This window comes from Maribacter flavus, assembly GCF_008386635.1.
Taxonomy (GTDB): Bacteria; Bacteroidota; Bacteroidia; order Flavobacteriales; family Flavobacteriaceae; genus Maribacter; species Maribacter flavus.
This window is the reverse complement of the sequence record NZ_VUOE01000001.1, coordinates 1706825-1727709: the sequence shown is the minus strand read 5'-3', so window position 1 is coordinate 1727709 and position 20885 is coordinate 1706825. Positions and strand designations below refer to the sequence as shown.

The window sequence follows — 20885 nt, the reverse complement described above, 5'->3', positions numbered from 1 at the left end:
AATTTTATGCTACTTCACTGCCATTGCTCGCTTCCAATAAAAGAAACCAATCCTCCAATTCCATTTGGATTTCCAAGGCCTTGATCGCCAGGGCAAGTCGGACTTCGTTGGCCGTTCCAACCACGGGGCGGATGCCGGCCGGATGTCGTAATACCCAGGCAAGCAACAATTGGTCTTCAGTGGCATTATATTTTGGCGCCAATTGGTCGATTATCTTTTGGATGCGATTGGTACGGTCAGATGATTTTCTGAAATACGTGCCCAACGGACTCCATGCCATGACCATACGGCCTTTAATGATACAATCATCAAGGGTGCCGTTATCCATAACATCGTTGCTGGTAAGGGAGCATTCCACTTGATTCCCTTCAACCTTCACTTTGGTTTCCAATAATTTTATTTGTGATGGGCTAAAATTGGAAACCCCAAATTGCTTGATTTTTCCCTCCTGTTTTAGTTTGGATATAGCAAGTGAAATCTCCTCCGGATCCATAAGGGGACTCGGTCTATGCAATAATAGCAGGTCCAGATACTCCGTGTTCAGTTTCTGTAAGGATTGCTCCACGGACCAAATGATATATTCACTGTCGTAATCATAGTGCTTTACCTTGTTGCTCCTGGATTCAACCTTGAACTGGATTCCGCATTTACTGATAAATTGAACGTTTTCCCTTTGTATGCCGCTTTTTGAAAAGGCCGCGCCAAAATCCGCCTCGGTGGTATAATCTCCATAGATATCCGCATGGTCAAATGTGGTTATACCAAGATCCACGCAATGGTTCATCAAGCATACCATTTCATCGGTTGTAAGTCTTTTCCCCCATTTGCCCCAGGTCATGGTACCGGCAATAATTTTGGAATATTCCGTAGTGCTGTTCATTAAGAAGTTAAATTAAAAAGAAATACCATAAATACTTCACAAAAATAGGGCCTTCTACCATTTTTTAACCAATCGTTAACAGCTACTCAACCAATTAATTTTCAATTTGCACAACTGTTAAATTTTTAGCTAAATTTCGCGAAATAGTATCTGATACATGGAAGAAAATACAACTGTAGACATAAGTGCGGTCAATGAGAAAATAGCACAGGAAAGCGCATTTATTGATTTACTTGTTCTTGAAATGAACAAAGTCATAGTTGGTCAGAAACACATGGTTGAGCGCCTGCTGATTGGCCTGTTGGGGCAGGGGCATATCCTTTTGGAAGGTGTTCCCGGTCTGGCAAAGACTTTGGCGATCAACACCTTGGCCAAGGCAGTAAAGGGAAGTTTCAGTAGGATCCAGTTTACCCCAGATCTACTTCCCGCAGACGTTGTGGGTACACTCATCTACAATATAAAAGAGAACGATTTCTCCATAAAAAAAGGTCCCATTTTTGCCAATTTTGTCTTGGCCGATGAAATCAACAGGGCTCCCGCAAAGGTACAATCCGCCCTATTGGAGGCCATGCAGGAAAAACAGGTGACCATAGGTGACGAAACCTTTATTCTGGACAAACCTTTTCTAGTTATGGCCACGCAAAACCCGGTTGAACAGGAAGGAACCTATCCCTTGCCCGAAGCACAGGTTGACCGTTTTATGCTGAAAACAGTTATCGACTACCCCAAAATGAACGAGGAACAGTTGATTATGCGCCAGAATCTTTTAGGTGGATTTGAAAGCGTAAAACCCGTGGTTTCCTTAAATCAGATCTTGAGTGCCCAAAAGGCCGTTAGGGAAGTATACATGGACGAAAAAATTGAAAAATACATTCTCGACATTATTTTCGCTACCCGTTACCCTGAAAAATATAACCTTGAAAAATTGAAGCCCCTTATCAGTTTTGGTGCCTCGCCCAGGGGAAGTATCAACTTAGGCGTAGCGGCAAAATGTTATGCCTTTATTAAACGCAGGGGCTATGTTGTTCCGGAAGATGTTAGGGCCGTAGTCCACGATGTTCTAAGGCATAGAATAGGCATTACCTATGAGGCAGAGGCCGAAAACATTACTTCTGAGGAAATCATCAACAAAATCGTAAACGAGATAGAAGTACCTTAAAAGTGGGCGGTTGGCAGATGCGGTTGGCAGTACACAATATTGTGTTCCCTACTGAATACTGCTTGCTGAAAACTGTTTACTAGACCAAATGGATACCAAGGAATTACTCAAAAAAGTACGTAAGATTGAAATCAAGACACGCCGTCTGTCCGACCATATTTTTGGTGGGGAATACCATTCTACGTTCAAGGGAAGGGGTATGACTTTTAGCGAGGTACGGCAGTATCAATTTGGGGACGATGTTAGAAGTATCGATTGGAACGTGACCGCGCGGTATAATGAGCCTTTTGTAAAGGTATTTGAGGAAGAACGGGAACTTACCATGATGCTCATGGTGGATGTGAGCGGTTCGGAATTTTTTGGCACCAAAAATCAGTTCAAAAACGAAATAGTTACGGAAATATCGGCCACATTGGCCTTTAGTGCCTTACAGAATAACGATAAAGTGGGGGTACTTTTATTTTCGGACCAAGTGGAACTTTTCATCCCACCAAAAAAGGGGAAGACCCATGTATTGCGAATCATACGGGAGCTATTAGAATTTACCCCTAAAAGCAACAGAACGGATATCGGCGAAGCCCTAAAATACCTTACCAATGTAATGAAGAAAAAGGCGATCGTTTTTGTATTGTCGGATTTTATTGCGGACGACTATGAGAAGACCTTAAAAATTACGGGCAACAAACATGACGTGACGGGAATACGGGTATATGACGAACGCGAGGAAGAAATTCCAAACCTAGGATTGGTCCAAATGATTGATGCGGAGACCGGTGCATTGCAATTGATCAATACCCAATCCAAGAAAGTGCGCAATTCCTATGCGGAATACTACAGGAATCGGGTCAATTATTTCAAGGAAACCTTTACAAAATCGGGTTGCGGGGTTTTGGATTGCAGGGTAGACGAAAGCTATGTAAAAAAGCTATTGGGCTATTTTAAAAGAAGAGGATAAAAAATGCGGATTATTTCAACCACACATTTTCCAGTAATGCGAATGGCAAGGTTCCTGGCGTTTGTGTGCCTTATTTTGTCCCTTTCAACCGTAAAGGCCCAAGAAAATCGGAATATCAGGACATCCGTAGACACTACGTATATTAAAATTGGGGAACAGGTCCAATGGAAGGTTTCCGTGGAAGTGGATTCTACCGATCAGGTAATCTTTCCGGAAGGTCAGACCTTTTCCCCGCTGGAAACAGTAGAGGCGTTCGCAACGGATACCACACGAAAAAACGACAGGCTTACCCTCCAAAAAATATATGCACTTACACAATTCGATTCCGGTTCCTATAAACTGCCCACCCAACGCATTGAAATCAATGGCATAGGCTATTTTACGGATAGCACAATGATCCATGTAGAAACGGTTCCGGTGGATACCATTGCCCAGAAGATGTACGACATTAAACCCCTCATCAATGTAGAGAAAAGTTATATGGGATGGTGGAAGTACGTGGTTATTGGGCTATTGGTACTATTGGTACTTGGCGGACTTTTTTATTGGTTCGTACTACGGAAAAAGCCTTTGACCCAAGAAGAAAAAGAAGCCTTGTTACCTCCCTACGACAGGGCGCTTTTGGAGTTGAAGCGACTTGAAAATTCCAAATACTTAATCCAGGATGAGTTCAAGGAATACTATTCGGAATTAACGACGATCGTTCGTGCCTATTTGGAAGAAGAGGCACATGTAGCCGCTCTGGAAAGTACTACGGGCCAGTTAATAGAACGCTTGGAACTCTTGAGCGATTCCGGGGAATTGCAGTTGGACAAGGATACCATCCAACAGTTTAGGAACATACTTCAGACGGCGGATCTGGTAAAGTTCGCCAGGACCAAACCTTCCACCTCCGTAGCGGAGCAGGACCGAAAATTGGTGGAGCAGATCGTGGTCAAAACCCACGAAGCCCTGCCTGAACCAACGGAAGAAGAATTGATGCAACAAGCGGAATATTTGGAGGAACTGGGCCGAAGAAAACAGAAAAGAAAGCTCATTATTGGACTTTCTACCTTGGCAGGAGTCATCGTTCTGGGAGTGTTGATTGCTGGGTTCAAATTCGGGTTTACCTATTTAAAGGATACGGTCCTTGGCCACCCCACCAAGGAATTATTGGAAGGGGAATGGATTTCCAGCTCCTATGGTTTTCCCCCTATTATTTTGGAAACCCCAAAAGTCTTGGTGCGGCAAGAAGTGAAACTGCCTCCGGAGGCAAAGGCCAACATTCAGGATATTCAGGCATTTTCATACCATAGCCCCATCGGACTTTTTACCGTGGGGACGACTTCCGTGACCATGAACCCAGAAATGGAAGCTCCCTTTGAGCAGACCATTGAACAGATCATTCAGGGTTTTGAAAGTCAAGGTACCAAGAACATTATTACAAAGCAGGAGGAGTTCACTACCATTAGCGGTGTAAAAGGTATCAAAGTATTTGGTAGCGGCGATTTTCCCGTCCCAAATTCCAAAGAATTGGTAAAGGGCGAGTACACCGTACTACTCTTTGGGGGCAAGGGATTCCAACAGAACGTAATCCTTACCTGGTTGGAAGATGACACCTACGCACAGGATATTGTGGATAGGATTCTTTCCACTGTAGAAGTTAAAACAGATGTTTAAATGTTAGATAATATATCATTTGCAAATCCGGAATTCTTTTGGCTTTTTTTAGCACTGCCATTGGCGTTGGTATGGTATATATTCAAACGTAAGGAAGAAACCGCAGCCCTCAAAATAGCCACGATCAAGAGTTTTCAGTACAAAAGTATTCTCCCAAAGTTAAAACCGGGGCTTTTTGTCCTAAGGCTTTTGGCCCTAAGTGCGATTATTATTGCCATGGCCAGGCCTCAAACGGAAGATATATCCACACGTACCAAAACTACAAGGGGTATCGACATTGTTATGGCCATAGACGTCTCTTCCAGTATGTTGGCACGGGACCTTAAACCAAATCGCCTATCCGCCCTTAAGGAAGTCGCTGCGGATTTTATCAAAAAAAGGCCCAATGACCGTATTGGTTTGGTGGCCTATGCGGGTGAAGGGTATACGAAAACACCCATTACCACGGACAAAAACATCGTGCTCAATGCACTGAACGAAATAACCTATGGGCAACTGGAGGATGGCACGGCCATTGGAATGGGTCTGGCCACATCCGTAAACAGGTTGAAGGAAAGCAAGGCAAAAAGTAAGATCATTATTCTACTGACCGACGGGGTGAACAATTCCGGGTTTATCGAACCTCAGACCGCGGCAGATCTTGCCATAGAGTTCGATATTAAAACCTACACTATTGGTCTGGGAACCAATGGGAATGCCCTATCCCCCATAGCATATAATGCCGATGGTTCCTTTAGGTATGGGATGCGACAAGTAGAAATCGATGAGGAGCTTTTGAAAAACATTGCCGAGGTTACGGGCGGAAAATATTTTAGGGCAACGGACAATGAGACCTTGGAAGAAATCTATGAGGAGATTAATAAACTAGAAAAAACGGATATTGAAGAATTCAAATATTACCGATACGAGGAGAAATTTAGACCTTTGGTATTGCTTGCAGGTGCCCTGTTACTTTTGGAATGGGTTTTGAGAAATACGGTATTTAGAAGCTTTATTTAGAAAATGATTCAGTTAGACGAAAAATTATATTTTTATCTATTGTTCATCATACCGGTGATCATAGTCATATTTCTATTGCTTTTGATTTGGAAAAAAAGGACCCAAAAAAAGTTTGCGGATTCCAAATTATTAAAGCGATTGACGCCTAGCAGATCCTATTACAAAGGCACCTTAAAGCTTATATTCTTTCTTTTGGGGCTTTCGGCCCTGATAATGGGTCTTGTAAATCCAAAAATTGGCACCAAGCTGGAGACTGTTAAAAGAGAAGGTGTGGACATCGTTTTTGCCGTGGACGTCTCAAAAAGTATGTTGGCGGAAGACATCGCACCAAACAGGTTGGAAAAAGCAAAACGACTGGTGTCGGAAATTATAAACCAATTGGCCAGTGACAGGATCGGGATAATAGCGTATGCAGGTCAGGCCTTTCCGCAATTGCCTATTACAACGGATTATGGGGCCGCCAAAATGTTTCTACAAAGCATGAACACAGACATGCTCACGTCGCAAGGAACGGCCATCAACGAGGCGATAGAATTGGCCACTACGTTTTACGATGACGAGGAACAGACCAACAGGGTCCTTTTCATAATTTCGGATGGGGAAGACCATTCGGAAGATTCCACCATGAGTGCCGTTGAGGAGGCCGTAGATGAGGGAATCACCATCTATACCATAGGTGTGGGGTCTGAAAAGGGTTCTGTCATCCCCATAAAAAGAAATGGCGTTATGGAATCCCTCAAGAAGGATGCGCAAGGCTTAGTGGTAATTACCAAACTGAACGAGGAAGTGTTGACCGAAATATCCAATGAGGGCAATGGCGCCTACATTGACGGTTCCAATACGGATGCCGCTGTAGAGTTCATCAAAGAAGAATTGCTGCAAATGGATAAAAAAGAGTTTGAGGCCAAACAATTTGCGGAATACAAGGACCAATTTCAATGGTTTCTGGGGGCTGGATTATTGTTCCTGTTTTTGGAAATTTTTATCTTGGACCGCAAGACAAAATGGTTGAAGAAACTCAATTTGTTTAACGAAAAACATCCGGAATAAAATGGGAAAATTGATCTATACATTTTTGCTCCTTTTCATTTCCGTTTCCGTTTTTTCACAGGAAGAGGATGCAAAGGAAAAGGAGAGGGCCTTAAGGACCTCTACCAACCTAACATGGGATGGGAACAAGAACCTTTCCGAAAATAATTTTGTGCAGGCCGAAGTAGATTACAGACAGGCCATTGCCAAAAGCCCCGAAAATGTGGCCGCTCCTTATAATTTAGGAACTGCCTATTACAATAACGAAACCTATAGCGAAGCCTTTGGAAGGTTTAAGGAAGCAGGGGAGGTCGCCACATCAAAAAAGGATAAACACAAGGCCTATCACAACATGGGCAACGTGTTCATGAAACGTAAGGATTACTCCAAAGCCGTGGAAGCCTATAAGGAAGCCCTTAGAAACGACCCTACGGACGATGAAACCCGATACAATCTTGCCCTGGCCAAGGAAATGCAAAAAAAGGAGGAAGAGGAAAACAAGGACAAGAACGACGAGAACAAGGACCAGCAGGACCAAGAGGACAAAAAGGACCAGGATCAAAATAAGGACGGGGACAATAAGGAGGACCAAAACCAGGACAACAAAGATCAGGGAGAAAATGGCAATGAGGGAGATAAGGGCGACGAAAAGAAGGATGAGAACAAAGAAGGTGATGGTGACCAAAAAGAGGAGCAGAACAAGAAACCAGAGCAAGGCGACCAACCCCAGGACCAACCGCAACGAAAACCTAACCAGCTCTCAAAGCAACAGGTAGAGAACCTTTTAAGGGCGATGCAAAACGCTGAAAAGCAGGTTCAGGAGAAAATAGATGCCAAAAAGGTAAAAGGTGCAAAAGTGAAGAACGAAAAAGACTGGTAGGCAAGAGTCCATGATCAAGAAGCTAATTATACTAATTCCTTTTTTCTTTCTCTCCTTTTTAGTGAAGGGGCAGGATGCCGACGCCGTTACCTTTGAAATACAGCTGAGCAAACCAAAATTGGGATTGAACGAGCGACTTCGTGTAGATTTTACCATGAACAAGGACGGGGACAATTTCAATCCCCCGGATTTTAATGGGTTCCGGGTCTTAATGGGCCCTTCCCAATCCATAAGTTCATCCTGGATCAATGGTGTAAGAAGCTATTCCAAAACCTATTCCTATACCTTGGCTCCCACCGCCAAAGGAAAGTTTACTATTGAACAGGCGACCATCGTTATTGCCGGTAAAACCTATAAATCTCTCCCAAAGGAAATAGAAGTGACGGCCGCTGTGGACAAGCCCAGTGATCAGATGACGGCAGAGGATGTAGCCGATGAAAACCTGCATCTCGTGGCCGAGGTTTCCAAAACAAATCCATACCTCAACGAAGCCATAAGTGTGGTATATAAACTCTATGTGAGCCCAAATATCAGTGTTTCCAATTATCAGCCTCTGGATAATCCTACTTATAATAACTTTTGGAGTCAGGATATCAAAGTTTCTAGGCTAACGGCACAAAATGGTACCTATCAAGGCAAACCTTACAGGTATGTTGTTCTAAAAAGAGTGGTGCTCTATCCGCAAAAAACTGGGAAATTGGAAATTGAACCCTTGTCCTTGGACGTCACCGTGGACGTTCCAACCAGTAGAAGGGACTTTTTTGGGGGCAGGATCTATTCCCAAACCAATAAAACCGTTTCGGCCGGCAACAGGGTAATAAACGTAAAAAGCCTTCCTACCGCCAATCAACCGGCAAATTTCACCGGAGCTGTGGGTGAATTCGATTTTTCGGTCAATACAACAAAAACGGAACTAAATGCGACGGAATCCCTACAGGCTACCGTTGAAGTTAGCGGTAAAGGAAATTTAAAGCTTTTCAAACTTCCAGAACCGGAACTTCCAAGCTCATTGGAAGTATATGAACCGGAGTTTACCGAAGATGTACGCACGAACCTCAGCGGCATGCAGGGAAAAGTGAGCAATAGTTATACGATCGTACCTTCTTTTAGGGGCAAGTATCCCATCCCTTCTATATCCTTTAGCTTTTTTAATCCGAAGACGGAACGATACGAGACCTTAAATTCGGACGAAATCATCATCAATGTACTTGAGGGGCCCAATAATAGTGGAAGCCTCTCCAACTCGGCCATTGGTCAAACGAACAAACAGCAGGTGGTGACTACGGGGAGCCAATTCAATTTTATAAAGCTTTCCCCCAATCTTACGAATATGGGAACCTCTTATTTCTTTGGGTCCACACGGTATTATTTATGGCTCCTTCTACCCTTACTGTTAATTCCCTTAGCGATAATCCTACGGAAGAAAAGGGATGCCATCGCGGAAGATGTAGTGGGAAATAAGATAAAGCGCGCCAATAAATTGGCCAGAAAATATCTTTCCGCAGCCCGAAAGGAACTTGGCAACAAAGATGCGTTCTATATAGCTTTGGAACGTGCCCTGCACAATTACCTGAAAGCCAAGCTAAAAATAGAAACCTCTGAATTCAGTAAGGATAAAATTTCCCAACTTTTGAACAAAAAGGGTATAGAGGAAACAACTATAAACGAATTCATTGGACTGCTACAGAATTGTGAGGCGGCCAGATATAGCCCATTCTCCAATGTAGAAATGCAAAGGGACTACGACAAGGCAAGTGAGGTAATTTCTTTAATGGATAAACAATTGTAGGTATGATCAAAAAATTATCCATATTAATGCTACTAATGGGATTCCTTGGGAACTCACAAGGTACCAACTTGTTTGATCAGGCTACCGAAGCCTATAACAACGGTGAGTATGAAAAAGCTATTGAGGCGTACGATAAAATTTTGGAAAACAATCAGCACTCCGCAGCTTTGTATTATAACCTTGGGAACGCCTACTACAAGTTAAACCAAATACCGGAGAGTATTTATTATTACGAGAAATCGCTTTTGTTGAATCCGGACGACCAAGAAGTACGAACCAATCTGACCTATGCCCAGAATATGACCTTGGATGCCATAGAAACGCTGCCCCAGACCGGACTTTCGCGCATTTATAAGAGTATAACCTCCCGGTTAACCTTTGACCAATGGGCCTACGCAAGCATTTTTTGCATGATTTTGTTCGTGCTCCTTTATATTGCCTTTTATTACAATCAATATTCCACTAGAAAAAGGTTCGCCTTTATTGGAAGTTTAATCGCATTGTTCCTTTGTATCGTATTCATAGTATTTGCTTCCGTGGAGTTCAGTTCCTATCAGGCGGATAATCCCGCCATTATTTTTGCCGATGAGGTGAACGTACGTTCGGAGCCCAATACTTCTAGTGAGGATATATTTACCTTGCACTCCGGCACCAAGGTAAACGTTCTGGACAGTCTCAACGACTACCGAAAAATTAGGCTGGCCGACGGCAAAACGGGTTGGATACCTGCCAGTGATCTTAAGGTCTTAAAGGATTTTTAAAATCAATTAAACCTGACATACAGATATACCTTCAGTAGATATTCAGTATATTCGTCAAAACAGACCAATAAATTTGAAATCACTCGTAGTTTACTTTTTGTCATTTTCTTTATTGATTGCCATATTAGCTCCGTCCATTGGCACATTGATGGAGCTATTTGATGGTGAACAGATTGTAATGGATTTTAATGAAGAAGAGGAAAATTATGAAACCACGATAGAGTTTGCCGAAAAGCATTTTGTAAACAACAACCTTCAAAATGATATGTCCTTTTTAGCATTTGGGAAATTACATTCTTTCTCCAAAGATGATACATGTTTAATCCTTTCCAATTTTAAAGAAGTATTCTTACCTCCTCCAAAAGTGTAAATTTTCTTTCCGTTAAATAACGATTTAAAAATTCACTTGACCACCTATTTGGTCTACTTTAAAAGATTTCAAAAAACATGTTCAAACATTTAAAAAGCGATATACCCGCGAGTATCGTGGTATTCTTTGTAGCACTTCCCCTTTGTTTGGGAATTGCCCTGGCAAGTGGCGCACCCTTATTCTCGGGCCTGATTGCGGGAATTATTGGCGGGATTGTAGTAGGCGCCCTAAGCGGTTCCAATATTGGTGTTAGCGGACCGGCGGCGGGTCTGGCGGCCATTGTATTAACGGCGATAGGAGCGCTCGGCGGATATCAGAACTTTTTGGTAGCCGTTGTCATTGGCGGTGTCATTCAATTGATTTTTGGCCTCTTGAAGGCCGGTATCATCGGATATTATTTTCCTTCCTCCGTAATCAAGGGAATGTTGACGGGTATCGGTATCATTATCATCTTGAAACAAATACCCCATTTTTTTGGGTATGATCCAGATCCTGAGGGGGATTGGGCATTTTTTCAGGTAGACGGTGAAAACACCTTTTCCGAAATTGTCAATACGATTAACAACATTAGTCCGGGTGCGACCCTTATCGCGATTATTGGATTGGCCATATTGATATTATGGGACCAGGTGCTGACCAAAAAATCCAAAATATTCCAATTGATTCAAGGACCATTGGTAGCCGTGGCCATAGGAATTATTTATTATGTACTTACCGCGGACCATGAAGTGTTTGGGATTTCAAAGGAACATTTGGTAAGTGTCCCGGTTCCAGAGGATACGGCCTCTTTCTTCGGGCAATTTAGTTTTCCCAATTTTTCCGCGATTACAAATCCACAGATTTGGGTGACCGGCTTTACTATAGCATTGGTTGCCAGTTTGGAAACCTTACTATGCGTGGAAGCTACGGATAAGCTGGATCCCCATAAAAATGTAACCCCAACAAACAGGGAGCTATTGGCACAGGGTACGGGCAATATTATTTCTGGGTTGATAGGGGGATTACCCATTACCCAAGTGATCGTTAGGAGTTCTGCCAACATTCAATCGGGCGGCAGAACAAAACTTTCCGCTATCATTCACGGTTTCTTCCTCTTGTTCTCGGTAATTCTTATCCCTAAAATCCTGAACATGATTCCGCTTTCAGTGCTAGCGGCCATATTATTCATTGTTGGTTATAAACTGGCAAAACCTTCATTGTTTAAAAAGATGTACAATTTGGGCTGGAAACAATCCATTCCATTTTTCGTGACTGTAATCGGAATAATTTTTACTGACCTTTTGATTGGTATTGGTCTTGGACTAGGTGTTGGTATAGTTGTTATCCTTTTGAAGAGTTATCAAAATTCTCACTTTTTGCATATTGAAGAAAAGGATGATGGTAAAAATATAGTAAAGATGACGTTGGCCGAAGAAGTCACTTTCTTTAATAAAGGAGCAATTTTAAAGGAATTAGACAACCTATCTGAAAATACCCTATTAGAAATAAATGTTGTAAAGACCAAGTATTTGGATAATGATATAATTGAAATCCTTGAGGACTTTAAAACAAAAGCCAAGGAACGAAGCATTCATATAAAACTTATTTCAGAAAGAGGTATTGTAGAGAATCCAACCAGTTTTATAGAATTTTTTAATCTTAAAAAGAAGAAATCAGAATGAAAGCCCATACGAAAGAAACACAGGCGACAATGACCCCACAAAAGTCATTGCAATTTTTAAAGGAAGGCAATCAACGTTTTCAGAATAACCTTAAAGCGAACAGAAATCTTTTGGAGCAGGTCAACGATACCAGCGAAGGACAATTTCCCTTTGCTACCATTTTAAGCTGTATCGACTCCAGGGTATCCGCAGAACTGGTCTTTGATCAAGGATTGGGAGATATTTTCAGTGTTAGGATCGCCGGAAATTTTGTGAACGAGGATATTTTGGGGAGTATGGAGTTTGCCTGCAAATTGGCTGGGACAAAGCTAATTGTGGTCTTGGGCCATACGAGTTGCGGTGCCATAAAAGGGGCTTGTGATCATGCCAGATTGGGAAACCTCACGGCTTTGATCAATAAAATAGAACCTGCAGTGGCTGCCGTTAAGGAACCCGTTGACGAAAGCAAAAGAAATTCCAAAAATCTGGAATTTGTAGATGCGGTAGCGGCAAAAAATGTTGAAATCACCATAGAAAATATCAGACAGCGTAGTAGGGTCCTCGCGGAAATGGAGGAACATGGCGAAATAATGATTGTAGGAGCCATGTACGATATCTCCTCTGGCGCCGTTGAATTTTACTAAAAATTCATTTGAAAGGCTTGGTCAAGAAAAATTAATAGGCCGCTACATACAAGAATAGGTTAACTTTCCTAAGAATTATAAATTTCTATGGCTGCCAACTATTTAGACAGGATATTCGAGAACAATAAAAAGTGGATTCAGGACAAATTATCCTTAAAGCCCAATTACTTCAATGAACTGGGGAAAGGCCAAAATCCGGAGTTTTTATATATAGGTTGTGCCGATAGCCGGGTTACCGCAGAGGAACTTATGGGGCTCAATCCCGGTGAAGTTTTCGTTCATAGGAATATTGCCAATATGGTCATTAACATAGACCTGAATACCATGTCCGTAGTGGAATATGCCGTAGAGCATCTCAAGGTAAGTCACCTTGTAGTCTGCGGTCATTATGCATGTGGAGGCGTAAAAGCCGCTATGCAATCAGCCGATCTGGGCATACTAAATCCATGGTTGCGATGCATTCGAGATGTGTATAGAATCCATAAGGATGAACTGAACACCATAGAGGATGAAGAAAAAAAATACGACCGACTTGTAGAGCTGAATGTTCAGGAACAGTGTGTGAACCTTATAAAAACGGCGGTGGTACAAAAAGCATATAGGCAAAGGGAACTTACGGTGCACGGCTGGGTATTTAATGTACACTCCGGGGAACTCATTGACCTGAATATCGATTTTGAGGGGATTCTAAAGGAAATTATGGAAATATATCATTTGGATTGACTCCTTTCAATTTACCTTGGTTGCATATCTTAATCCCCAAAAACACATTCCACCTTTTTTAAAAGTTTTAAATTTGCGGCTTTAATCAAGCATTATGATTGATAAAATCAAGGAACAAATTGCAGAAGTATCCTCTTTCACCACTGACAATCTGGATGCCGTAGAGGCATTTAGAATAAAATATTTGGGCAAGAAAGGGGTCTTGAACGATTTTTTTGCAGAGTTCAAGAATGTTCCTAACGAGCAAAAAAAGGAATTTGGCCAAACCATCAACCAATTAAAACAGGCCGCTACGGAAAAGGTGGAGCTCTTGAAACAGGCCTTGGAGCAAAACGCATCCGAAGAAAAACTTTTTGGCGATCTTACGCGACCCGGTAACCCCACCGAATTGGGCGCAAGACATCCCATTTCCATTGTCAAGAACAAGATTATAGATATTTTTTCAAGAATAGGGTTCAATGTTTCGGAAGGACCTGAAATTGAGGATGATTGGCACAATTTTACGGCCCTGAACCTACCGGAGTATCATCCTGCACGCGATATGCAGGACACCTTTTTCGTACAAACTAATCCGGATATTCTACTCAGGACTCATACCTCCTCGGTTCAAGTGCGGTATATGGAAAACAACAAACCGCCCATTAGAACGATTTCCCCTGGAAGGGTTTATAGGAACGAGGCAATATCGGCGAGGTCCCATTGTTTTTTTCATCAGGTGGAAGGGCTATATATTGATAAGGATGTCTCGTTTGCCGATTTAAAACAGACGCTACAGTACTTCACCACGGAACTTTTTGGAAAGTCCAAGATTCGGTTACGCCCCTCCTATTTTCCATTTACCGAACCCAGTGCGGAAGTTGACGTTTATTGGGGGCTGGAAACCGAAACCGATTATAAAATGACCAAAGGTACCGGATGGTTGGAGATTATGGGCTGTGGGATGGTTGACCCAAACGTCCTTAAAAACTGCAATATTGACCCGGAAATCTATTCAGGCTTCGCCTTTGGAATGGGTATAGATAGGATCGCCCTTTTGCTGCATCAGATCAGTGACATACGTTTGTTGAGTGAAAACGATATTCGGTTTTTGGAACAATTCAAAAGTTCCCTATAAGCATTGGATGTAAAATTCTTCGGATAAATAACGGATATTTTTGAAAAAAGACATCGAAATACCTATTGCCAAAGACGTGTATATTGCCCTTGTTTACGAGTGGAACGATGAATTCCTGTCCAAGGATTGGAACGCTTACATTATTAATAATAGGAAAACGCCCATTGAAATGGCCCTGATCGTTTCAAAGGGATATGACGAAAAGGTAAAAACCTCCACCATGCGGCATGCCATTGGGGTCGTAGCTGCCAAATCCTTTGAAAAAGTGGAGCTTGTACAGGAAGAAGTGCTGCGCCTTAACAATGAGTTTTTTGTTACCTATTATGCGGATAACAAGCTTTATGAAAAGAAGTTCCTCTTTGAAAAGGGTTCCGTCAACGAACAGAACCTTACCCATGTCCCTTTGATTGAAAAGGATGGGATATTCGCAAAATAGCCCTGTTTTTTGACCCATTAATTGTCATATTGATAGTTTTATGAGTCTATTATTATTCATGTAAAATTTTAACTGCCTGATTTTTACATTATTAAGATAGGATTTGGACCTGCCTAGTTTTAAATTAGTCTCTATAGCTAATTAAACCCTATAGAACTAATGGAAACAGGAAAATTAAATCGTAGAAACTGGCTAAAGACAGGATTGCTCACAGCGGGAGGCATTACGCTATTTCCCCACTTAGGTATTTCTGAAGTGCCTAAAACTTATATTCCTTTGGATGCCAAAGGCAACGCCCTATATAGTCCCTTTTTTAAGGAATTCATCCCCAAGGAATTTCCTAAAGAATCCAAACTTTTGGCAAAGCTGAACGCCAACGAAAATCCTTATGGGCCATCGCCAAAAGCGGTGGAAGCGCTCAAAAATGTAGCTACCAAAGGAAACCGATACGCCTGGCGGGAACTGTTCGACTTAATCGATAAAATCGCCGCGGAAGAAGGGGTAAGTCCAAAAAATATCATGATGGGACCTGGATCTTCAGATCTTCTGGAAAAAACGGGTATGGTGCTGTTCTTGAACGGAGGCAATGTCGTATCCGCGGACCCGTCCTATATGTCCTTGATGCAAGTGGCCCAAGCCACGGGTGCAAGTTGGAAGCCCGTTCCATTGAAAGATGACTGGTCGCACGATTTAAAGGCCATGGAAGAAGCCATCGACTCTGAAACGAAGCTTGTGTACATCTGCAACCCAAACAATCCTACCGGTAGTATTACGGATAGTACAGAATTGTTGGATTTCTGTTCCAGGGTTTCTGAAAAAGTACCTGTTTTCGTCGATGAGGCCTACTTGGCATTCCTGGAGGACGGCGCCAAACAAAGTATGGTCAGCCTCATAAACGAAGGAAAGGATGTAATCATCGCGAGGACCTTCTCAAAAATCCATGGCATGGCAGGGCTTCGGGTTGGTTATATCGTGGCACAGGAATCCACCTTGGAAAAAATTCAGAAAATCACCAGAGGCGGCATGGGAATATCCTATACATCCATCTTTGCCGCTCTAGCGAGTATGGACGACAAAGAGTTCCAAAATATGTCCCAAGAAAAAAATGCGGCGGCTAGGGAGTATGTATACAAAAGCCTAACAAAATTGGGCTATGACTACGTGCCTTCCCATACAAGTTTTATCATTTTCCCCATAGAGATGAACGGAAAACTATTCCTCGATAAGATGCTTGAAAAACAGGTAGGGGTCAGGGCCTTTGAATTTATGGGTAAAAATTGGTGCCGTGTGAGCATGGGCACCATGGACGAAATGAAAATATTTACGGCGGCGCTTACAGACGTATTAGCATAAAAACATGGATTATACTTTACAAAAGACGTTTACCTTTTTGTTATTTATTGGCATTGGTCTGCTCCTAAAGCTCAAATTTGGTTCCAAGGAGGAATTGACCGGTATCAAGAAAATAATTTTAAACCTTGCCTTGCCCGCTACTATTTTTATTGCCCTATTGGGCGTTCAAATTGACGCGGCGCTGCTTTCTTTGCCATTTTTGGCACTTGCCTTAAACATCCTATTGTTTTTGTTGTTCCCCTACCTTATGCCCCTTACCGGGATAAAGAGGGACACCCCGGAATACCGTACGGCAAGGTTGTTGGTTCCTTCCTTGGCACCTGGACTTTCCTGCTTTCCATTTGTTTTGGAATTTTTGGGCGAGGCCTATTTGGCAAAGGCGGCAATGGCAGACCTGGGCAATAAAGTCTTTGTACTGATAATCCTCTACTTGGTGGCCATGAATTGGTATTATAGCAAACGAGCGATTACAGACCAATCACGAGCTGCAAAATTGAAGTCTTTGACAATGGCAATGATCTCCGAACCCGTAAATATCTTTATAGTCATTGCCTTGATTTTGGTATTTTTTGGTTTTAAAATGGAGTCGTTGCCATTTTTCATTAGCGATACGTTGACCCGGCTTAGCGTAATCATGACACCGTTGGTACTATTGTTCATAGGCTTGGCGGTGAAAATAAAAAAAGAGCAGATTTATAAGATTTTTTCGCTTCTGTTTTTAAGGGCCGGCTTTGTTGGCATCCTTTCCGGAGTATTTATTTTGATAGCCAAGGTAGAGGTTCAACAGGATATTTTGGTCCTGCTTTCATTTGGACTAAGTGCCTGTAGCTTTTGGCCCTTTTCGCACATTGCCGTAGTGGGTTCCCAAGAAATGGACATAAAAAAGAAGCACAAAACTTTTAATGCCACTTTTGGCGTTAACATCCTGGCGTTATCCTTTCCTTTGTCCACGGTTTTAATCCTGGGGATTTTATCCAGTGGAAACCTTTTCTCAAATGGATATTCCGTGTTGGTTTTAGGCTTGATTTTTTCCTTTGTAGGCGCTGTCCCCTATTTGGTAAAACAGCTATTCAAAACCAGAAAAAAGGTAGGTCAAAAAAAGGCCGATTGGGTTATATACAAAACCACTCGTACGGAAACGACTTAATTTTTTACGCAAAGAATACTTTAAACAACGTCCTATCGTAAGGGAAATCCCTTGGCCGCCCACCAAGGGTGCATTTCAATAATCAGCCTGCCTGCCTTTACCATAGGGTCCATATTGGCAAGACTATCGGCCATTTCAAGGGTAGGTGTATTGTAAATGGTAATGCCCCTTATGTCCCCGTCATCCCCAAATGGCCCGGAGATATCGGCATAACCCAGTTCGTACATTCGGCCTAAATGTGCCAAATGTAAGGACTGAAGACTATCCGCTTCTTCCTTTGTTTGGCTCCTGTTAGGTCCTGATTTTAAGAACGCTATAAAATATTGCTGCATCAACACGGTATCTTTGGTATCCTCATCTACATAATCGAAGATTTCATAGCCTTTATCCGTCAATTCCTTTTTTATTTCTGCGCTGGTTTTGGTTGGTTCTTCCAAGGCGCTATTCATTTCCAGCTGCTGTCTTGGATTTCCACAGGAACAGATGAACGTCAGTACCAATAATTTAAGAACATTCTTCATATTACCAGGTATTAAAAGGTTGTTTGCTTAATTGCGAATTGTAATATTTAATATCTCCGGTGACTTCCTCCCCCAACCAATGGGGCTTTTGGAATAGTTCACTTTCAGTGGTGAGTTCGATTTCTGCCAAAATAAGACCCTTGTTCTCCCCATCGAATACGTCGACTTCAAAATTGTGACCCTCAAAAGGCACTAAATACCTTGTCTTCTCCAAAACGCCCTTCTCACATAGTTGGAGCAACTTTTGGGCATCGATATGCGCTATTTCAGTCTCCCATTCAAAACGGGTGGTCCCGGTTTCGTTCGATTTTCCCTTAACCGTCAAAAAACCCTTCTCCTCTTTTATGCGTATCCTCACGGTCCTTTCAGGGTGTGTGTTCAAAAATCCCTGAATGATTTTGGTACTTGAAACCGCATTGTCCACAAAATGCATGGACTTGACCAAGAATTTACGTTCAATCTCAATCATGATTTGCGATTATTTTTATTTCATCCGAAGTAATTCTTCCGCTTGCTTCTTCCCCATTGGCCAATTTCAGCATACATATCGCTATTTCCTTGGGATGAATGGACCGATATTTTCTCAATGGCCCCACCATAAATACATTTAAAACCTTAAATAATTGCTTTGCCAGCCACTCGCCAGGACGTCGTTCTTCCCGTGGTCCGGAAATTAAGGAAGGCTGTAAAATATAGGTCTTCGATATCCCTATTTTTAATACCGCTTCTTCCATTTCTCCCTTTACCCTGTTGTAGAAAATGGAACTATTCGGATCGGCACCCAAAGCGGAAATGACCAAAAGTTTTTCGATACCCTGTTTGCTGCATATTTGTGCGGCGGAAACAGGAATTCCATAATCTATTTTATGGTACAGTTCCTTGTCCGGGGTTTTGGAATTTGTCGTGCCTATGCAACAAAATACCTCGTCTGCTTTAAATTTCGGTTTAAAACCTTCCAAGTTTAGGACATCCCCAATATGTTCCTCGATCTTATCCGATACAATATTTACACGATTTCTGGAGAACAGTTTTATTCTATCGTATCGGTCATCCTCCAGCAAAAGCTGTAAAAGTATACCGCCGGTAAGACCGGTAGCCCCAAGAATAATTGCAGTTTTTTTGTTTTGGTACATCAAATTAAATATACCTTAATTTTACAGGATGTCCAATGATTTTCCTTTACGAAAGATTATCCACGTGGATATGGACGCATTTTATGCCTCCGTAGAACAGTTGGACAATCCTGATCTTAGGCAAAAGCCCGTAGCCGTGGGTGGCAATGAGCTGCGCGGCGTTGTTTCGGCGGCAAGCTATGAGGCTAGAAGATTTGGGGTACGCAGTGCCATGAGCGGTATATTGGCCAAGAAAAAATGTCCGGACCTCATCTTCGTAAAACCTCGCTTTGACCGTTACAAGGAAATTTCCAAACAGATTAGGTCCATATTTTATGATTATACGGATTTGGTAGAGCCATTATCGTTGGACGAAGCGTATCTGGATGTTACTGTGAACAAAAAAGGGAATCCTTCAGCCACTCTTATTGCCAAGGAAATTAGGGATAGAATCCTGAAGGAAACAGGGCTAAATGCATCGGCAGGTATTTCCATAAATAAGTTCATTGCCAAGGTGGCCAGTGATGTAAACAAGCCAAACGGACAAAAAACGGTAAACCCGGAGGAGGTACAAAGGTTCTTGGAAGAATTGGAAATACGGAAGTTTTATGGTGTTGGAAAGGTTACGGCCGACAAGATGTACGGCCTTGGTATTTTTACCGGTAAGGACCTAAAGGGAAAATCGCTTGCCTTTTTGGAGGAACATTTTGGTAAAAGCGGAAGCTATTATTTCCAAGTGGTACGAGGCATTCACAACAGCCCCGTGAAACCCCATAGAATACCAAAATCCGTAGGTGCGGAACGTACCTTTAACGAAAATTTGAGCAGTGAAATATTCATGTTGGAACGCTTGGAACACATTGCCAGTGAACTGGAAAAACGACTTCAAAAATCCAAAATAGCGGGAAAAACGGTAACGTTGAAAATAAAATACAGTGATTTTACCTTAAACACCCGCAGTAAAACCTTGCCTTATTTTATATTGGACAAAAAGCTTATTCTTGAGACGGCAAAAGAGTTGTTGTACCAAGAAAGGTTACAGAACTCTGTAAGGCTTTTAGGGATTTCACTATCCAATTTAAATACGGAAAAAAAGGAGCAGCCCAAAAAAGAGAATGAGACCGTTTCCTATCAGCTTAAGTTTGATTTTTAGTTTTCTTTTAAAGACCCTTTATTTAAAGGATCTAACTAAATTACCTGCATGGAGGCAAGGGTAGCCAACCATACAATGACCGAGGACAAAAAGATACCAATAGCATTGGCCCAAAAAGCCTTTTGCCTCTCAATTTTGAATAGATAAGTAGCTATGCTACCTGCATAAACACCAGTACCTGGGAGTGGTATCATTACGAAGAAAATCAACCCAAAAAAGCCAAATTTTTTGATTTTATCGCCAGAACCCATTTTTGCCCTTCTTGCAACGAATAAAGCCGATTTTTTATAGAAGTGCCAACGTGTAAAATAAACATTGATTTTATCTAAAAAGAACATCATCATGGGAAAGACAAGGACATTTGCCAAAAAGCAAAAAATAAATACAGCGTAGATGTCCAACCCTTTAAGCACACCGTATGGTATCCCTACCTTGGCCTCTCCAAAAGGGGAAAAACTCCACAATATTGCCAAAAGAAAATCAAATATCACAAACAGGTTAATTTAGGTCTACGAAGCTAGTCATCCTTCTGATTAAGGCACCTGTTCCAATTCATAAAAA

Annotated in this window: 22 protein-coding genes; 17 read left to right on the top strand and 5 right to left on the bottom strand. The window is 42.1% G+C overall.

The genetic code is table 11. The features are described from left to right. Positions 1-4: 4 nt before the first annotated feature. Positions 5-880, bottom strand: coding sequence for an aldo/keto reductase (locus F0361_RS07500; protein WP_154917870.1), 876 nt, complete (start codon positions 878-880; stop codon positions 5-7). Between the two features lie 157 nt (positions 881-1037). Here F0361_RS07500 and F0361_RS07495 point away from each other — a divergent pair, with 157 nt between their 5' ends. From F0361_RS07495 to F0361_RS07420, 16 genes are all read left to right on the top strand, one after another. Further along, a complete protein-coding gene (locus tag F0361_RS07495) occupies positions 1038-2039 on the top strand; it encodes an AAA family ATPase (RefSeq protein ID WP_138256806.1) in 1002 nt (333 codons plus the stop codon). Between the two features lie 88 nt (positions 2040-2127). Then, the gene (locus F0361_RS07490) at positions 2128-2994 is read left to right on the top strand and encodes a DUF58 domain-containing protein (RefSeq protein WP_138256805.1); all 867 of its coding nucleotides are present in this window, start codon (positions 2128-2130) and stop codon (positions 2992-2994) included. Positions 2995-2997: 3 nt separating this feature from the next. Continuing rightward, a complete protein-coding gene (locus F0361_RS07485) occupies positions 2998-4653 on the top strand; it encodes a hypothetical protein (RefSeq protein ID WP_138256804.1) in 1656 nt (551 codons plus the stop codon). Further along, positions 4654-5652: a vWA domain-containing protein gene (locus tag F0361_RS07480; protein ID WP_154917869.1), complete on the top strand. Its 999-nt coding sequence runs from the start codon at positions 4654-4656 to the stop codon at positions 5650-5652. 3 nt (positions 5653-5655) lie between these two features. Continuing rightward, positions 5656-6702 (top strand): VWA domain-containing protein, encoded by a 1047-nt coding sequence (locus F0361_RS07475; RefSeq protein WP_154917868.1) that lies wholly within the window; start codon positions 5656-5658, stop codon positions 6700-6702. Position 6703: 1 nt separating this feature from the next. Further along, complete coding sequence (locus tag F0361_RS07470) at positions 6704-7561, top strand: tetratricopeptide repeat protein (RefSeq protein WP_154917867.1); 858 nt, start codon at positions 6704-6706, stop codon at positions 7559-7561. Between the two features lie 10 nt (positions 7562-7571). Further along, a complete protein-coding gene (locus F0361_RS07465) occupies positions 7572-9350 on the top strand; it encodes a BatD family protein (protein WP_154917866.1) in 1779 nt (592 codons plus the stop codon). A gap of 2 nt (positions 9351-9352) precedes the next feature. Continuing rightward, positions 9353-10111, top strand: coding sequence for an SH3 domain-containing protein (locus F0361_RS07460; protein WP_154917865.1), 759 nt, complete (start codon positions 9353-9355; stop codon positions 10109-10111). Positions 10112-10184: 73 nt separating this feature from the next. Beyond that, positions 10185-10481 carry a hypothetical protein gene (locus F0361_RS07455; protein ID WP_138256798.1) on the top strand — a complete coding sequence of 99 codons (297 nt, stop codon included), beginning with the start codon at positions 10185-10187 and terminating at the stop codon, positions 10479-10481. Positions 10482-10558: 77 nt separating this feature from the next. Further along, positions 10559-12142 carry a SulP family inorganic anion transporter gene (locus tag F0361_RS07450; RefSeq protein WP_154917864.1) on the top strand — a complete coding sequence of 528 codons (1584 nt, stop codon included), beginning with the start codon at positions 10559-10561 and terminating at the stop codon, positions 12140-12142. Beyond that, entirely contained in the window at positions 12139-12765 is a 627-nt protein-coding gene (locus F0361_RS07445; RefSeq protein WP_154917863.1) for a carbonic anhydrase family protein, read from the top strand. Before F0361_RS07450 ends, F0361_RS07445 begins: the two co-directional genes overlap by 4 nt. A gap of 87 nt (positions 12766-12852) precedes the next feature. After that, entirely contained in the window at positions 12853-13488 is a 636-nt protein-coding gene (locus F0361_RS07440) for a carbonic anhydrase (protein ID WP_154917862.1), read from the top strand. A 94-nt stretch (positions 13489-13582) separates the two neighbouring features. Next, complete coding sequence (gene pheS / locus F0361_RS07435; RefSeq protein ID WP_138256794.1) at positions 13583-14602, top strand: phenylalanine--tRNA ligase subunit alpha; 1020 nt, start codon at positions 13583-13585, stop codon at positions 14600-14602. A 40-nt stretch (positions 14603-14642) separates the two neighbouring features. Beyond that, on the top strand, positions 14643-15038 hold the full coding sequence (locus F0361_RS07430) for a hypothetical protein (RefSeq protein ID WP_138256793.1): 396 nt from the start codon (positions 14643-14645) through the stop codon (positions 15036-15038). Positions 15039-15197: 159 nt separating this feature from the next. After that, complete coding sequence (locus F0361_RS07425) at positions 15198-16391, top strand: pyridoxal phosphate-dependent aminotransferase (protein ID WP_154917861.1); 1194 nt, start codon at positions 15198-15200, stop codon at positions 16389-16391. Between the two features lie 4 nt (positions 16392-16395). Next, the gene (locus F0361_RS07420; protein WP_154917860.1) at positions 16396-17538 is read left to right on the top strand and encodes an AEC family transporter; all 1143 of its coding nucleotides are present in this window, start codon (positions 16396-16398) and stop codon (positions 17536-17538) included. 32 nt (positions 17539-17570) lie between these two features. Here F0361_RS07420 and F0361_RS07415 read toward each other — a convergent pair whose 3' ends face one another. From F0361_RS07415 to F0361_RS07405, 3 genes are read right to left on the bottom strand one after another with little or no spacing between them, the layout of a single operon-like run. Beyond that, a complete protein-coding gene (locus tag F0361_RS07415) occupies positions 17571-18059 on the bottom strand; it encodes a YciI family protein (RefSeq protein WP_154917859.1) in 489 nt (162 codons plus the stop codon). Position 18060: 1 nt separating this feature from the next. Then, positions 18061-18528, bottom strand: coding sequence for a CYTH domain-containing protein (locus F0361_RS07410; RefSeq protein WP_154917858.1), 468 nt, complete (start codon positions 18526-18528; stop codon positions 18061-18063). Beyond that, positions 18521-19192 carry an NAD(P)H-binding protein gene (locus tag F0361_RS07405; RefSeq protein WP_154917857.1) on the bottom strand — a complete coding sequence of 224 codons (672 nt, stop codon included), beginning with the start codon at positions 19190-19192 and terminating at the stop codon, positions 18521-18523. Before F0361_RS07405 ends, F0361_RS07410 begins: the two co-directional genes overlap by 8 nt. Before the next feature lie 28 nt (positions 19193-19220). Here F0361_RS07405 and dinB point away from each other — a divergent pair, with 28 nt between their 5' ends. After that, positions 19221-20324 carry a DNA polymerase IV gene (dinB, locus tag F0361_RS07400; RefSeq protein ID WP_154917856.1) on the top strand — a complete coding sequence of 368 codons (1104 nt, stop codon included), beginning with the start codon at positions 19221-19223 and terminating at the stop codon, positions 20322-20324. Between the two features lie 35 nt (positions 20325-20359). Here dinB and F0361_RS07395 read toward each other — a convergent pair whose 3' ends face one another. Further along, entirely contained in the window at positions 20360-20815 is a 456-nt protein-coding gene (locus F0361_RS07395; RefSeq protein WP_154917855.1) for a COG2426 family protein, read from the bottom strand. Between the last annotated feature and the right edge of the window lie 70 nt (positions 20816-20885).

What these genes read in the sequence shown, in the direction of transcription:
- F0361_RS07480 (WP_154917869.1), top strand. Translation starts at nt 4,654, where the DNA reads ATGTTAGATAATATATCATTTGCAAATCCGGAATTCTTTTGGCTTTTT.
- F0361_RS07415 (WP_154917859.1), bottom strand. Translation starts at nt 18,059, where the DNA reads ATGAAGAATGTTCTTAAATTATTGGTACTGACGTTCATCTGTTCCTGT.
- F0361_RS07495 (WP_138256806.1), top strand. Translation starts at nt 1,038, where the DNA reads ATGGAAGAAAATACAACTGTAGACATAAGTGCGGTCAATGAGAAAATA.
- dinB (WP_154917856.1), top strand. Translation starts at nt 19,221, where the DNA reads ATGTCCAATGATTTTCCTTTACGAAAGATTATCCACGTGGATATGGAC.
- F0361_RS07475 (WP_154917868.1), top strand. Translation starts at nt 5,656, where the DNA reads ATGATTCAGTTAGACGAAAAATTATATTTTTATCTATTGTTCATCATA.
- pheS (WP_138256794.1), top strand. Translation starts at nt 13,583, where the DNA reads ATGATTGATAAAATCAAGGAACAAATTGCAGAAGTATCCTCTTTCACC.
- F0361_RS07450 (WP_154917864.1), top strand. Translation starts at nt 10,559, where the DNA reads ATGTTCAAACATTTAAAAAGCGATATACCCGCGAGTATCGTGGTATTC.
- F0361_RS07440 (WP_154917862.1), top strand. Translation starts at nt 12,853, where the DNA reads ATGGCTGCCAACTATTTAGACAGGATATTCGAGAACAATAAAAAGTGG.
- F0361_RS07410 (WP_154917858.1), bottom strand. Translation starts at nt 18,528, where the DNA reads ATGATTGAGATTGAACGTAAATTCTTGGTCAAGTCCATGCATTTTGTG.
- F0361_RS07500 (WP_154917870.1), bottom strand. Translation starts at nt 880, where the DNA reads ATGAACAGCACTACGGAATATTCCAAAATTATTGCCGGTACCATGACC.
- F0361_RS07485 (WP_138256804.1), top strand. Translation starts at nt 2,998, where the DNA reads ATGCGGATTATTTCAACCACACATTTTCCAGTAATGCGAATGGCAAGG.
- F0361_RS07425 (WP_154917861.1), top strand. Translation starts at nt 15,198, where the DNA reads ATGGAAACAGGAAAATTAAATCGTAGAAACTGGCTAAAGACAGGATTG.
- F0361_RS07420 (WP_154917860.1), top strand. Translation starts at nt 16,396, where the DNA reads ATGGATTATACTTTACAAAAGACGTTTACCTTTTTGTTATTTATTGGC.
- F0361_RS07445 (WP_154917863.1), top strand. Translation starts at nt 12,139, where the DNA reads ATGAAAGCCCATACGAAAGAAACACAGGCGACAATGACCCCACAAAAG.
- F0361_RS07470 (WP_154917867.1), top strand. Translation starts at nt 6,704, where the DNA reads ATGGGAAAATTGATCTATACATTTTTGCTCCTTTTCATTTCCGTTTCC.
- F0361_RS07490 (WP_138256805.1), top strand. Translation starts at nt 2,128, where the DNA reads ATGGATACCAAGGAATTACTCAAAAAAGTACGTAAGATTGAAATCAAG.
- F0361_RS07460 (WP_154917865.1), top strand. Translation starts at nt 9,353, where the DNA reads ATGATCAAAAAATTATCCATATTAATGCTACTAATGGGATTCCTTGGG.
- F0361_RS07405 (WP_154917857.1), bottom strand. Translation starts at nt 19,192, where the DNA reads ATGTACCAAAACAAAAAAACTGCAATTATTCTTGGGGCTACCGGTCTT.
- F0361_RS07465 (WP_154917866.1), top strand. Translation starts at nt 7,572, where the DNA reads ATGATCAAGAAGCTAATTATACTAATTCCTTTTTTCTTTCTCTCCTTT.